The sequence below is a fragment of the Psychrobacillus antarcticus genome (assembly GCF_029533155.1).
Lineage (GTDB): Bacteria > Bacillota > Bacilli > Bacillales_A > Planococcaceae > Psychrobacillus > Psychrobacillus antarcticus.
This window is the reverse complement of sequence record NZ_JAIZDB010000013.1, coordinates 41,376-54,800: the sequence shown is the minus strand read 5'-3', so window position 1 is coordinate 54,800 and position 13,425 is coordinate 41,376. Positions and strand designations below refer to the sequence as shown.

Annotated in this window: 15 protein-coding genes; 12 read left to right on the top strand and 3 right to left on the bottom strand. The window is 37.3% G+C overall.

All coding sequences use genetic code 11. The features are described 5' to 3' along the window. Nucleotides 1-51 precede the first annotated feature (51 nt). The 5 genes from sppA (at nucleotide 52) to LDK52_RS08495 (ending at nucleotide 4,445) form a co-directional block, all read left to right on the top strand. Nucleotides 52-1,065, top strand: coding sequence for a signal peptide peptidase SppA (gene sppA, locus LDK52_RS08515; protein WP_277585526.1), 1,014 nt, complete (start codon nucleotides 52-54; stop codon nucleotides 1,063-1,065). 12 nt (nucleotides 1,066-1,077) lie between these two features. Next, a complete protein-coding gene (locus tag LDK52_RS08510) occupies nucleotides 1,078-1,656 on the top strand; it encodes an RDD family protein (protein ID WP_277585525.1) in 579 nt (192 codons plus the stop codon). A 35-nt stretch (nucleotides 1,657-1,691) separates the two neighbouring features. Further along, nucleotides 1,692-2,198, top strand: a complete 507-nt coding sequence (tpx, locus tag LDK52_RS08505; RefSeq protein ID WP_277585524.1) for a thiol peroxidase — start codon at nucleotides 1,692-1,694, stop codon at nucleotides 2,196-2,198. A gap of 64 nt (nucleotides 2,199-2,262) precedes the next feature. Continuing rightward, nucleotides 2,263-3,192: a class I SAM-dependent methyltransferase gene (locus LDK52_RS08500; RefSeq protein ID WP_277585523.1), complete on the top strand. Its 930-nt coding sequence runs from the start codon at nucleotides 2,263-2,265 to the stop codon at nucleotides 3,190-3,192. A 62-nt stretch (nucleotides 3,193-3,254) separates the two neighbouring features. Beyond that, a complete protein-coding gene (locus LDK52_RS08495) occupies nucleotides 3,255-4,445 on the top strand; it encodes an acetate/propionate family kinase (protein ID WP_277585522.1) in 1,191 nt (396 codons plus the stop codon). Nucleotides 4,446-4,537: 92 nt separating this feature from the next. Here LDK52_RS08495 and LDK52_RS08490 read toward each other — a convergent pair whose 3' ends face one another. Further along, on the bottom strand, nucleotides 4,538-4,993 hold the full coding sequence (locus LDK52_RS08490; RefSeq protein WP_277585521.1) for a universal stress protein: 456 nt from the start codon (nucleotides 4,991-4,993) through the stop codon (nucleotides 4,538-4,540). 225 nt (nucleotides 4,994-5,218) lie between these two features. Here LDK52_RS08490 and ald point away from each other — a divergent pair, with 225 nt between their 5' ends. The 4 genes from ald to LDK52_RS08470 all read left to right on the top strand — a co-directional run bounded on the left by ald (nucleotide 5,219) and on the right by LDK52_RS08470 (nucleotide 7,924). After that, nucleotides 5,219-6,334 (top strand): alanine dehydrogenase, encoded by a 1,116-nt coding sequence (gene ald, locus LDK52_RS08485; protein ID WP_277585520.1) that lies wholly within the window; start codon nucleotides 5,219-5,221, stop codon nucleotides 6,332-6,334. 69 nt (nucleotides 6,335-6,403) lie between these two features. Continuing rightward, the gene (crcB, locus tag LDK52_RS08480) at nucleotides 6,404-6,757 is read left to right on the top strand and encodes a fluoride efflux transporter CrcB (protein ID WP_320415353.1); all 354 of its coding nucleotides are present in this window, start codon (nucleotides 6,404-6,406) and stop codon (nucleotides 6,755-6,757) included. Beyond that, complete coding sequence (locus LDK52_RS08475) at nucleotides 6,754-7,095, top strand: fluoride efflux transporter FluC (RefSeq protein WP_277585519.1); 342 nt, start codon at nucleotides 6,754-6,756, stop codon at nucleotides 7,093-7,095. The genes crcB and LDK52_RS08475 overlap by 4 nt, the downstream gene beginning before the upstream one ends. A gap of 73 nt (nucleotides 7,096-7,168) precedes the next feature. Further along, nucleotides 7,169-7,924 carry a YqjF family protein gene (locus LDK52_RS08470; protein WP_277585518.1) on the top strand — a complete coding sequence of 252 codons (756 nt, stop codon included), beginning with the start codon at nucleotides 7,169-7,171 and terminating at the stop codon, nucleotides 7,922-7,924. A gap of 788 nt (nucleotides 7,925-8,712) precedes the next feature. Here LDK52_RS08470 and LDK52_RS08465 read toward each other — a convergent pair. Then, nucleotides 8,713-9,804: a M24 family metallopeptidase gene (locus tag LDK52_RS08465; protein ID WP_277585517.1), complete on the bottom strand. Its 1,092-nt coding sequence runs from the start codon at nucleotides 9,802-9,804 to the stop codon at nucleotides 8,713-8,715. Nucleotides 9,805-9,928: 124 nt separating this feature from the next. Between LDK52_RS08465 and LDK52_RS08460 the strand changes: the two genes are divergently transcribed. Together LDK52_RS08460 and LDK52_RS08455 are read left to right on the top strand one after the other, a co-directional pair. Next, a complete protein-coding gene (locus LDK52_RS08460; RefSeq protein ID WP_277585516.1) occupies nucleotides 9,929-10,618 on the top strand; it encodes a metal-dependent hydrolase in 690 nt (229 codons plus the stop codon). 55 nt (nucleotides 10,619-10,673) lie between these two features. Further along, nucleotides 10,674-11,981, top strand: a complete 1,308-nt coding sequence (locus LDK52_RS08455; RefSeq protein WP_277585515.1) for a DRTGG domain-containing protein — start codon at nucleotides 10,674-10,676, stop codon at nucleotides 11,979-11,981. A 104-nt stretch (nucleotides 11,982-12,085) separates the two neighbouring features. On the opposite strand, the gene LDK52_RS08450 is transcribed toward LDK52_RS08455, so the two are convergent. Further along, nucleotides 12,086-12,391 carry a YtpI family protein gene (locus LDK52_RS08450; RefSeq protein ID WP_277585514.1) on the bottom strand — a complete coding sequence of 102 codons (306 nt, stop codon included), beginning with the start codon at nucleotides 12,389-12,391 and terminating at the stop codon, nucleotides 12,086-12,088. 95 nt (nucleotides 12,392-12,486) lie between these two features. Between LDK52_RS08450 and LDK52_RS08445 the strand changes: the two genes are divergently transcribed. Continuing rightward, complete coding sequence (locus LDK52_RS08445; protein WP_277585513.1) at nucleotides 12,487-13,416, top strand: DHH family phosphoesterase; 930 nt, start codon at nucleotides 12,487-12,489, stop codon at nucleotides 13,414-13,416. The last annotated feature ends 9 nt before the right edge of the window (nucleotides 13,417-13,425 follow it).

Here is a 13,425-nt window from a genome sequence, read left to right as displayed (position 1 = left end):
TAGATATTCTTTACGTATGTAGAGAGAAGTAATAAAGGAGGAATTGTACATATGAATATGAAACGCTGGTTTGCTATTTTAGGAGCATCATTATTATTACTTATTTCCATTTTTGTGAATACGGTCTCTACAGCATTTACAACAGATTGGACAACGTATTTGGATGAATTTGCATCTGCTACTGGTTCTGACTTTTTTGAAACGGTTGTAGAAGAGGGCAGTATGAATGAAAGAATCGCATTACTTACAGTAGATGGAGTCATTCAAGATACGGGTAGTGCAAGTACTCTTTTTGCAGCGGAAGGATATAACCATCAATATTTCCTGCAGCAATTAGAGCAAGCGAAAGTAGATGACACGGTAAAAGCAATTGTTTTACAAGTAAATTCACCAGGTGGTGGAGTTGTCGAATCGGCACAAATTTATAAAGAAATCATTGAACTTCAAGAAGAAACTGAAAAACCAATATATGTTTCTATGGGTAGTATGGCTGCTTCAGGTGGTTACTATATATCCGCACCAGCCGACAAAATATTTGTTAACAAAGAGACGATAACAGGTTCCATTGGTGTCATCATGCAAAGTATAAACTATGGTAAGTTAGCAGAAAAATATGGCGTGGAATTTGTAACAATTAAATCAGGACCATACAAAGATATTATGAGTCCAACAAGAGAAATGACAGAAGAAGAAAGAGCAATGCTTCAAGAAATGTTAAACGACTCGTATGAGGACTTCGTTGATATTATCGAAAAAGGCAGAAATATGACGGAAGCAGAAGTGAAGAAAGTTGCTGACGGACGAATATTAAATGGTCGACAAGCAATAGAAGCTGGATTAGCAGATGAGCAAGGATTTTTAGAGGATGTCGTTCTAGCTATAAAAACAGACTATGACCTGGAGAATGCAGAAGTATTTGAATATGGTTACTCACAAAACTTTGCTTCGATATTTGCCATGAAAGCTCAATCATTCTTAGGTTTAGACATGGAATCCAAACTAATTGCAAAGTTAATCACGGAAAATAGCTCACCAAGAATGATGTATTTATATGGCAATGAATAAGGAGGGTTTAAGATGAGTGAATTTGTACAATCAGAAGATCAGCATGTGCAAGCGAACACCTCTGCAACTCAACAAGTTATTGTTCATCAAAATGCACAATTTGAACAGAAGGCTGCAGGCTTTTGGATTCGTTTTTGGGCATATATAGTAGATATTCTCGTTTTAGCATCGGTTGGAATGTTATTGATCAAACCTATATTTCGTTTGTTTTCATTGGAATTAAATAATCCTGAATGGTATGCGCCGTTTACGATAATTACAGCAGTAATTTTTTATGCGTACTTTGTGTTGATGACGAAATTATGCAACCAGACTGTTGGAAAAATGATATTTGGCATTCGAGTAATTTCCAAAGATGGTGGAAATCTAAAATGGGGGACTGTAATATTTAGAGAATGGATTGGTCGACTAATATCTATAATCCCACTAAGTATTCCCTATTTAGTTGTAGCCTTTACACCTAAAAAACAAGGGGTACATGATTTTATCGCTGATACTTTAGTCGTTCATGAATCGGTATATGATGTAAAAGAAAAAGCAATATATGAAAGTCCTACTGCAAAAGAGTTGCATGAGCCGAACGTATTCTAGTAAGATGAAGGTATTGAAAAAGGAGGCTACATATTATGGCAGAAGTAACATTCAAAAATAATCCTGTAACATTAGTTGGTAAAGAAGTGGTAGTTGGAGAAAAGGCACCTAACTTTTCAGTGCTAGCAAATGATTTATCACCCGTTACTTTACAAGATTCAGCTGGTAAAATTCGTTTAATCAGTGTAGTACCTTCCCTCGATACTGGAGTTTGTTCTACACAAACGAACAAATTTAACTCAGAGGCTGCTAGTTTAGGTGAAGATGTAGCAATTTTAACAGTTTCAATGGATTTACCTTTCGCGCAAAAACGCTGGTGTGGTGCGAATGCTGCTGAAGCAATTCAAACTTTATCTGACCACCGTGATGCATCATTCGGAGAATCATACGGAGTACTTATGCAAGAATTACGCTTATTAGCTCGTTCTGTATTTGTAGTAGATAAAAACGACGTTGTAACTTATGCTGAATATGTTGGAGAAGGAACAGATCATCCAAACTATGAAAAAGCATTAGAAGCAGTAAAATCATTAACAAACTAATTAACTAAAATAATGCAAGCCCACTCTGAAGTAGAGTGGGTTTTACTATGAGGGATACTATACTATGCACACACATGTTGAACAAATTTTTACGTTTATTGATCAGGAAAGTAATTTTATAGAGAACGAAGCATCTTCTACTTATTTAGAGGGTGTGGTTTATGCGTTAGAACTATGGCTTAATGATAAAAAAGTGCCATCTGTTAGAGACGCAGGCAAAGAAGAAATCCGTAAAGCTATTCAGTTAGCCATATTAAAAGGGATGAAGAAGTCGGTTCAAGTTAATCATCAAATGACTCCCGATGCGATTGGTTTATTAGTAAGTTACTTTGTCAAAGAAATGACTAAGGACAGAAAAGAACTATCTATTTTAGATCCTGCCCTAGGAACTGGGAATTTGTTGTATACGATTATGAATGCATTACCGACAGAAAACTATGCATTTGGTGTAGAAATTGATGATTTATTGATTCAGCTGGCAGCACAAACGGGTGAATTGCTGAAGCATGATGTGCAGCTATTTAGACAAGATGCGTTAAAACCATTACTAATTGACCCAGTTGATATTGTGGTAAGTGATTTGCCGGTAGGATATTATCCTGATGCAGAAACTTCACAGGACTATTTCCTTCACAGTACGGAGGAAATGCCCTATGCTCACCATTTATTCATGGAGCAGTCAATGAAGCATGTAAAATCGGGTGGCTATCTATTCTTTTTAGTACCAGATACTATATTTGAATCGAAACAGGCACCGAAGCTTCATGAATTCATCAAGGAAAATGGTTGGATTCAAGCGGTCATTCAATTTCCAAATTCCATTTTCAAAACAAAGGGACAAGAGAAAAGCCTGTTAATATTACAAAAGAAAAGCAGTGATTTGAAAGCTCCTAGAGAGGTTCTATTAGCGAAGGTTCCTAATATGATGAACAAAGAAGCGATGGAACTGTTTTTCAAAAAGATCGAAATTTGGCAAGAAGAGAACATGAAGTAAGTTGCTAGCTCCTTCCTTGAACGGTACAATTAAATTACTAGTTCAAAGAAGGAGCGTTTTTTATGCCAATAATATTAGCTATAAATGCAGGAAGCTCTTCATTAAAATTTCAAGTTTTTGAAATGGTAGACGAACGGGTAATTGCTAAAGGGTTAATAGAGAGAATTGGTCTAGGTAATCCTATTTTTACAATGACGACAAATGAGGAACGTATTAATATAATTGAACATGTGGACAATCACGAACAAGCGGTTAGACTACTGATGAGTATGTTAGTAGAAAAGAATGTGATTCATTCATTAGATGATATACAAGGAATTGGGCATCGGGTAGTACATGGTGGCGAGGTTTATAGTGATTCCGTGTTAATAACCACCGAAGTGTTAGATACGCTAGAAGAATTATCGGAGTTAGCGCCTCTTCATAATCCAGCGAATATTACTGGAATAAAAGTATTTAATCAGGAGCTTCCGAATGTCCCAGCTGTAGCTGTTTTTGATACTGCTTTTCATCAAACGATGCCAGAAAGCTCTTATTTATATTCCATTCCTTATGAATACTATGAAAAATTTGGTATTCGTAAGTATGGTTTTCATGGGTCTTCGCACAAGTACGTTACACAGAGAGCTGCAATGCTATTAAATAGACCACTGGAAACAACTCGATTTATATCCTGTCATCTAGGCAATGGGGCAAGTATTGCTGCTATTCACCATGGTAAATCGATCGATACCTCTATGGGGTTTACACCACTTGCAGGTGTGACAATGGGAACAAGATCGGGTAATATTGATCCTGCTTTAATCCCTTACTTGATGGAGAAGACAGGTAAAAGTGCGGAAGGTGTATTAGATATTTTAAATAAGAAATCAGGAATGCTAGGTGTTTCTGGTTTCTCCAGTGATTTACGAGATATTGTCGGAGAGGCTGACAAAGGAAATGAGCGTGCACAGCTGGCACTAGATGTATTCGCCAATCGTATTCATAAATACATTGGCTCCTATGCTGCACGTATGAATGGTGTTGATGCCATTATTTTCACAGCAGGAATCGGAGAAAATAGTGAAGTAGTGCGTGAAAAAGTGCTAAAGGGACTCCAGTTTATGGGAGTGTTTATGGATCCAGATTTAAACAAAATAAATGGCAAAGAAAATTTCATCAACTATCCCCATTCCCCAGTAAAAGTAATCGTTATCCCGACGAATGAAGAGATTATGATTGCTAGAGATACCGTGAGAATTGCGAAGCTGTAATAAAGACTAGAAGTAGACTAAACTCGCATTAAAATAAAAATAGGTTGGTCGTGAGAAGATTCACGACCAACCTATTATATCATTGTATAATTTTATGCATTTAGTGGTTCGTCTGTACGAACTACTAATACATCGCAAGAAGCGGAACGTACGATATATTCAGATACGCTACCGATTAAGAATCTTTCCATTGCATTTAGACCAGTCGCACCACAGATGATTAAATCTGCTTGTACTTTTTTAGCGATGTCTTTCGAAATCATTGTTTTTGGTGAACCATAATCAACTACGACATTCACATTTTGTACTCCAGCAGCAAGCGCTTCTTTTTTGTATCCACCTAGCAAATCTTCTGCAAAAGTTTGAGCTCTTTCTGCAATCGAACGATCATAAGCCTCAATTGCAGCAAATGAACGAGTATCGATAATATTGATTAAGTTTAAAGTTGCGTTATTACGTGCTGCAATAGATACAGATTTTTTAAATGCATATTCTGCTTCTTTAGAACCATCGACAGCAACTAGAATTTGATTGTATTTTAATGTCATTATTAAAACCTCCTTATTGGTTATATATATAGTATTCGAGATTGTTAGGTATATTCCTCCCTCCCTTTTATATTTTTTTAGTCTTATTTGTGAACGTTTTTAATTGAAACTCAAATAGTTGAAGTATTTTAAATATATAGGTGATAGAATAGATTTGTATGAAATGATGCAATCAGATAATGTGTCATTTCACACCAACATGGTTTACATAGGAGGATACAAGAAATGCGTATTGGGATTCCAAAGGAAACAAAGAACAATGAAAATCGCGTTGCAATGACGCCAGCTGGGGTAGTAAGTTTAACGCATTATAAACATGAGGTTTTTATTGAAACTGGAGCTGGACTTGGGTCAAGCTTTACCGATGAAGACTACATTGCTGCCGGAGCAAAAATTGTACCAACTGCAAAGGAAGCATGGGATCAAGAAATGGTCATGAAAGTAAAGGAACCTACTCATGCAGAATATGATTTCATTCGCGAAGAGTCAATTCTTTTCACCTATTTACATCTAGCACCTGAAGCAGACTTAACAAGAGTATTATTAGAAAAAAAAGTTACAGCAATTGCATATGAAACCGTTCAATTGCCGAATAATACATTACCTTTATTGTCTCCGATGAGTGAAGTTGCTGGTCGTATGGCAACTCAAATTGGAGCACAGTATTTAGAGCAAATTAATGGAGGAAAAGGGATATTACTTGGGGGAGTTCCTGGAGTACCACGTGCGAAAGTAGCCATTCTTGGAGGGGGAATCGCTGGTGCTAGTGCCGCTCGTGTAGCAATTGGAATGGGTGCACTTGTAACGATCATTGATCTAAATCCAGATCGTCTTCGCCAATTAGAGGACATCTTTGGTGCAAGTATCCAAACATTAATTTCTAACCCATATAATATTGCAGAAGCAGTTAGGGAAGCAGACTTAGTTATAGGATGTGTATTAATACCTGGTGCAAAAGCTCCGAAACTAGTAACGGAAGAAATGGTCAAAACAATGTCTGTTGGTTCAGTTGTTATTGATATTGCAATCGACCAAGGCGGGATTTTCGAAAGCTCTGATCGTATTACAACACATGATAACCCAACATATGAAAAGCATGGAGTAGTACATTACGCTGTTGCTAATATGCCTGGAGCAGTACCAAGAACTTCTACTATGGCGCTTATAAATGCGACAATCCCTTATGCGTTGCAAATTGCCAATAAAGGCTACAGACAAGCATGTCTAGATAATCTTTCTCTTCAAAAAGGACTTAACACGCTTGCTGGACATGTTACATTTAAGGCAGTAGCAGAGGCGCAAGACTTACCTTATGTGGATGTAACGACACTTTTAAACTAATATCTTAAATTCAATCACTCGAGGCAATAATGCCTTGGGTGATTTCCAGTTAATGGGGTGATCGAAATAATGTATATGTATATAGGAATAGCTGGTGCCTTAGGCGCAATTACAAGGTATTTGGTAGGTGTTGTGATGATTTCTGAATCAGTGTTTCCATTCGCCACTTTGCTGGTCAACCTAACTGGATGCTATGCATTGGCTTTTATAACCTCCAGATCGCTACCTATTTCAAAAAAACTGAAATCTGCTATTGGTACGGGATTTATAGGTTCTTTTACCACTTTTTCTGCTTTTAGTGTGGAAACGATAACGATGATAGACGATGGACAAATTGGTCTTGCCGTACTTTATATTATACTTAGCGTTGTTGGTGGCATTATAATGAGTAACTTGGGTTGGAAATATGAGGTGGCCAAATGAATATTCTCCTAGTCTGTATTGCAGGTTTTATAGGTGCGAATATTCGATACATTATTTCGGAAAAGCTGAACAAAAGCAAAAGTGGTGCATTTCCCTATGGAACCCTTTCAGTAAATCTTGTTGGTTCCTTTTTACTTGGACTGTTAGTTGGGGGTCAAGCGGGTGAAATTTACATCCTATTAATTGGAACAGGATTGCTTGGTTCTGTTACAACCTTCTCTACATTAAATAAAGAATTATTTACTTTGCAAAAGTATCCCAGATCTTGGCTGATGTATTTTCTTATTACTTATGTCGGCGGAATTATTTTTGCATACGTTGGGTACCTGATATTCTAGTGTAAGAAATATTAGTGGGAAAGGTATCATAAATACAGATGTAGTAGATTTGTGCAAAGGGGATTAAGATATCATGACACATTACCAAAAATTCACAAAAGCGAAGTGGGATGATGGACATAGATTATGGCCACTACCTAAGTCTCCTTGGGTAATGAAGCAAACTTGGAATGATTTACTTTTTGCTCACTTTCCGGTTAAATTTGATCTTTTACGTAAACTAGTACCTGATGTTTTCCCGCTAGATACTTTTGATGGTATGTGTTGGGTTGGTGTCGTGCCTTTTCATATGACCAATATTCGATTACGAGGATTACCTCCTGTTCCGGGAACTGATAAATTTCCTGAACTGAATGTTCGAACATATGTAATGATTGATGGAAAACCAGGTGTATACTTTTTTAGTTTAGATGCAACGAATCTTCTTGCGATAAAGGTTGCTAGAACGTTCTTTCACTTACCGTATGTTCATGCACATATGAAGGTTGAAAAGCATGGGGATTTGATTGGATATGTGAGTAGGAGAAAGGAAGGGGATGCTCGGTTCGTAGCTAATTATCGTCCAGTCTCAAAGGCTTATTTTGCAGAGAAAGGCTCATTTGAAGAATGGTTGGTGGAACGTTATTGCCTTTATACAGTGAATTCGAAAGGTGTTCCTTTACGCTGTGACATACTGCATCATCCTTGGCTACTACAACGTGCAGAATCCGAAATAAAAGTAAATACAATGCTTAGTAGTCAGGGGATTGTAGTGGAGAATGAAACCCCGGTTTTGCATTATTCTAGAAACATAGAGGTAAGAATGTGGCCGCTTGTTAAAGCATTTTAAAACTAATAAAAACCGGGCAAAAATACGTCCGGTCCTTTAGGATCTAAACCTGTTTTTACTGTTTTCGAAGGGCTTTGGACAGACCTATTACTATATAATTACCGTTTGATTTTTTAAAGATGCTGGTCGTGACTGAAGTCACGACCAGCATCTTTTTTTCTCGGTAATCTTATGGCTATTGACTGTCCGTCGCCCTTCTACAACTTTTAGAAACAGGTTAGTCCATTTTTGGGGTAACTAGAGAAAAGATACTATACTAATAATAGAAGAAGCTCACGAAGATGCAATTTCGTTCGCTATTCCGCTCCTTTATTGGGTAGACACTTACTATTTTTCTTTATTTCCACTAGTAAAAAAGGAAATCTACAATCTTCATCCGTTATTCCTAAATTCATCAGACGATTTTAACACTACCTTAACTTGGACTACTATTATTATCCAAGCGAGAGGCTATGCAATATATCCTAGTTGAGTACTACTCACTTCATTGATTGTAGTGAATGTGGCGCCTCCAGCGGGATAAGCGAGAAAGTCGAGACCTCCGCAGGGAAGAAGCGTAGCGACTGAATGAGGAGGCTCGGCCTCGCCCGCGGAGGCCCACAGGATGTGGGTATGCAATCGTTGCCGCAGGACGTGGCGCCCTTAGCTTTTGTTCTCCACATGTAACGGAAATCAGTAGTATTAATCATTCTTAAAAGTCCTGTAAAACCAATGTTCATGCTGTATTTTTATGTGCTTTTTTATCTTATAAAAAGCACTGCAGGCAATCTGCAGTGCTTTAAAATATTTTATAAAATTTGTAATTCTTTTGGGAACTTCGTTAAAACTTCCACACCATCTTCTGTTACCACGACATCATCCTCAATACGAACACCTGTAATTTCCGGATGATAAATACCTGGCTCGATTGTAAATACCATGCCAGTTTCAAGTTTCATCTCGTTTACACCAGTAACCGATGGGAATTCATGAACAGAAATGCCAAGTCCGTGGCCTAAACGATGTGTAAAGTATTCCCCATAACCAGCTTCCGTAATAATATCTCTCGCAATTTTATCAAGTGCCATAGCAGTAATACCAGGTTTTACTGCTGCAACTGCAGCTTCCTCTGCACGACGAACTGTTTCATAAATTTCCCGTTTTTCAGGAGTAGGGTCTCCGAATGATACTGTACGAGTAATGTCTGAACAATAACCATTGTAAACTACGCCTAAGTCAAATAGGATAAAATCCCCTTTTTGTATTTTACGATCTCCTGGAGTTCCGTGAGGAGAAGCTGTTTTAGGTCCGCTTAGCACCATTGTGTCGAATGACATCTGTGTAGCCCCTTTTTGTTTTACAGCTAATTCAATCGCATTTAATATTTCAAGCTCCGTTTTACCTTCTGCAATTTCCTTGCAACCTACTTCAATTGCGTAGTCTGCAAGTTCAGCTGCCTTACGCATGTTGACTAATTCTACTTCTGATTTAATAACACGAAGGTCATTGATTTTTTCATCGATTCTAGATACTTGAAGATTAGTCAATCGTTCTTTTAGGGCCTCTAATCTTTCCAATGTCATATGTGATTTTTCAACGGCAATACTTTCGATATTACCAGCTGTTGCTTTGATTTTTTGAACAAGAATATCCCAGGCATTTTCCGTATCCTGATGTCCGATTATTTCTCCATTCCATCCAGCTGCTTTTGCATCGGGAATTTCCATTTTAGGACAAATGATAAATGGTGCAGCTTCTTTGAAAATAGCAACTCCTAAAAGACGCTCATGTGGATTACTTCTAAACCCAGTAAAGTAAAAGACGTTGTCTGGAGTTGTGATAAATGCTGCATCCACCTGTTGGGATTGTAGATATGATTTTATTTTTTCTGTTTGATTCATACTGGCACCTCTTTTTATATTTGATACGATAAGCATATCAGAATAAAGGATTTCTGACATCTACGTTGAATGAATAATAAGGAGCATACATTAAAAAATGTCTATCAAAAGGAGAGAATCCATTATGCAAATTAGCTATCACGGACATTCAGTTGTGAAAATAAAAACAAATACGCACATATTCCTAATAGACCCATTTATCACAGGAAATGGGCAAACTGATTTAAACGCATCCGAAGAGAAAGTAGATATTATTTTATTGACACATGGTCATAATGACCACCTTGGGGATACAGTAGACCTAGCGAAAAGAAATAACGCCACGGTGATCGCGACTTTTGAGCTTGCCAATTATATCGAATCATTTGGCATTAAGGTGCACGCAATGGGTATAGGGGGTGCTTATGATTTTGAGTTTGGAAGAGTGAAATTCACGCAAGCATTCCATAGCAACTCTTATACAACAGAAGATGGAAAAATTATCTGTGGTGGAATGCCTGCAGGAGTACTTCTTACAATACTAGATAAAACAATTTACCATGCAGGGGACACCGCTTTGTTTGGAGATATGAAACTAATAGGGGAACGCAATGATATTGATGTTGCATTTCTTCCAATAGGGGATAATTTTACCATGGGACCAGAGGATGCTGCTTATGCAGTACAATTATTAAAACCTCGAATTGTAGTACCTGTGCACTATAATACATTTCCTCCGATTAAACAGGATCCACAATTATTTAAGAATCTAGTTGATTCGGCAGAAGTTCAAGTATTGAATGCAGGAGATTATGTGCAATGGAATCGTGACTAGCATAGAAGGCTTATGTGGTACAATAAACGTATAATAATCGTTTGGATGTGACTACATGACAACAAAACATGAACAGATATTAGCATATATTGAAAAACTTCCAGTTGGCGATAAAATATCTGTTAGGCAAATTGCAAAGGAATTGACTGTCAGTGAAGGGACAGCTTATCGCGCAATTAAAGAAGCAGAAAATAGAAGGCTAGTTAGCACAATCGAACGAGTAGGAACAATTCGCATCGAGTTAAAGAAAAAAGAGCATTTCGAGCGTTTAACTTACGCCGAAGTAGTTAACATTGTGGATGGTCAAGTATTAGGTGGAAGAACTGGATTGCATAAAACATTAAATAAGTTTGTAATTGGTGCAATGCAACTCGAAGACATGATGCGGTATGTGGGACCGAGTAATCTGTTAATAGTAGGAAATCGACTGAAGTTTCACGAAACTGCATTAAGAGCGGGTGCGGCAGTATTAGTTACAGGTGGTTTTGATGTTTCAGAGAACACAAAAAGATTAGCGGACGAGCTGGAGCTCCCTATCATTTCCACTAGCTTTGATACATTTACTGTAGCTACGATGATTAATCGTGCAATTGATGATCAACTTATAAAAAAAGATGTGTTATTAATAGAGGATATATATATTCCACTCCAAGAGACATCTTATTTGTACGTAACAGATAAGGTCAAACAGTACCGAGTGCTAAATGATGTTACGACGCATGGTGTTTTCCCAGTAGTAGATGTATCGAAGAAATTAGTTGGGATTGTAACCGCAAGAGATGTCATTGGTAAATCGAACAATGAACCGATTGAAAAAGTTATGACGAAAAATCCGATTTCTGTCACGATGAAAACAAGTGTATCTTCTGCAAGTCATCGAATGATCTGGGAAGGCATCGACTTATTACCTGTGGTTCGAGATACAAATTATTTAGAAGGTGTCATTAGTAGACAAGATGTTTTAAAAGCATTACAGGCAGCCTCTCGACAGCCACAAAATGGGGAAACGATAGATGATATTGTCAAGCAACAAATAAAACTCATTTCTTCAGAAGAGTTTATATTTGAATTTGTTGTTACTCCACAAATGACAGATCATTATGGTGCAATGTCCAATGGAGCTTTTACGATATTAGTAACCGAAACAGGGGCACAAACGTTGAAAATCCGTAAGCGTGGAGAAAGTGTCGTGGAAAATATGACCATCTATTATACGAAGCCAATCCAACTAGAGAGTATCTTGCGCATTCAAGCTAAAGTGTTGGAACTGAGCAGAAAAGTAGCGAAGATGGATATTGAAATTTTTCATGACAAACTACTAGTTGGAAAAGCGATGGTCACATATCAGTTATTGGAAAGATAAAAAAATGTAAGAATGACGAGCTTGCAGCAGTGCCCGCGTAAAGCGTCGACTTTTTACGGAAATAAGCAGTAGGATAAAAAAATGATGCAGCTAGTTTAGCTGCATCATTGATTTATAGATAATTCTTCTACTACGAATTGCCCGTAATGCTTGGCCACTTTTACATTGTGATACATAAAATAACCACCCAGCAAAATAAACAGACCGGCAACAACATATGTTATGGAAGACTGGTAAATGAATAAAAAGTTAATACCGAAAAATAACAAAAAAGCACCGAGGCATACAGATGCTTTTGCCCCAAACCATTTTTTGTGAATAGGTAATGGTGTACGGAACTGTTTCGTTTTAAAATAGAAATACCACACAAATGTAGCTACTATAACAGCAACTAATAATATATTAAACATGATGAACCTCCAATAAAATGTTAGCTATCTATCTATTGTAAAGGGAAATTATAAAAAATGCGAATAGTAAAACGAGACAAGAGAGGTAATTTTAGATGAAAAGACAAATCATAGACATAATCGAAAAGTATGACAAAATCATTCTGCATCGCCACGTTAGACCAGATCCAGATGCATATGGTTCCCAAATAGGATTAAAAGAACTTATAGCATTAAATTATCCAACAAAGAAAGTATTAGCAACTGGTACACATGATGATACATTAAACTTCCTAGCTCATCCAGACAACGTTTCCGATGAGGACTTTCAAGATGCTTTGATCATTGTTACAGATACAGCAAATACAGAAAGAATTGATGATGCCCGTTATAAACTGGGAAGTTTTGTCGTGAAAATAGATCATCATCCAAATGATGATGCTTATGGGGATTTACTTTGGGTAAATACAGATGCTAGTTCGGTGAGTGAAATGATCTGTGAGCTGTTCAAGGAAGCAAAAAAAAATAAACAGTGGAAAATGAATGCTTCGATTGCTCGGTTATTATTTGCAGGAATTGTTGGTGACACAGGTAGATTTATGTTTCAAAGTACAACGAAGCAGACAATGGACTTTGCAGGAGAGTTGCTTACATATGGTTTTGATAGTACTGCGTTATTTAATGGAATGTATGAAGTCGAAAGAAATCTCCTGCAGCTAAAAGGCTATATATATGAAAACTTTGAGATGGATGAAACTGGTGTAGGTCATGTTAAACTTACGAAAGAAATTCTACAAAAGTACAAAGTAGATCAATCAGAAGCCTCTCTGTTAGTAAGTGCCTTAGCTGATGTGAAGGGTATGAAATGCTGGGTATTCTTTATAGAAGACACCTCAGAAATTCGAGTCCGTCTTCGTTCCAAAGGACCTGTTATTAATGAAATAGCCAAAAAGTATGGTGGAGGAGGACATCCGCTTGCTTCAGGAGCTGCTGTAAAGACATGGGAAGAATCGAATTTGGTTATAGAAGATTTAAAAATGCTTTAAATTGAGGTG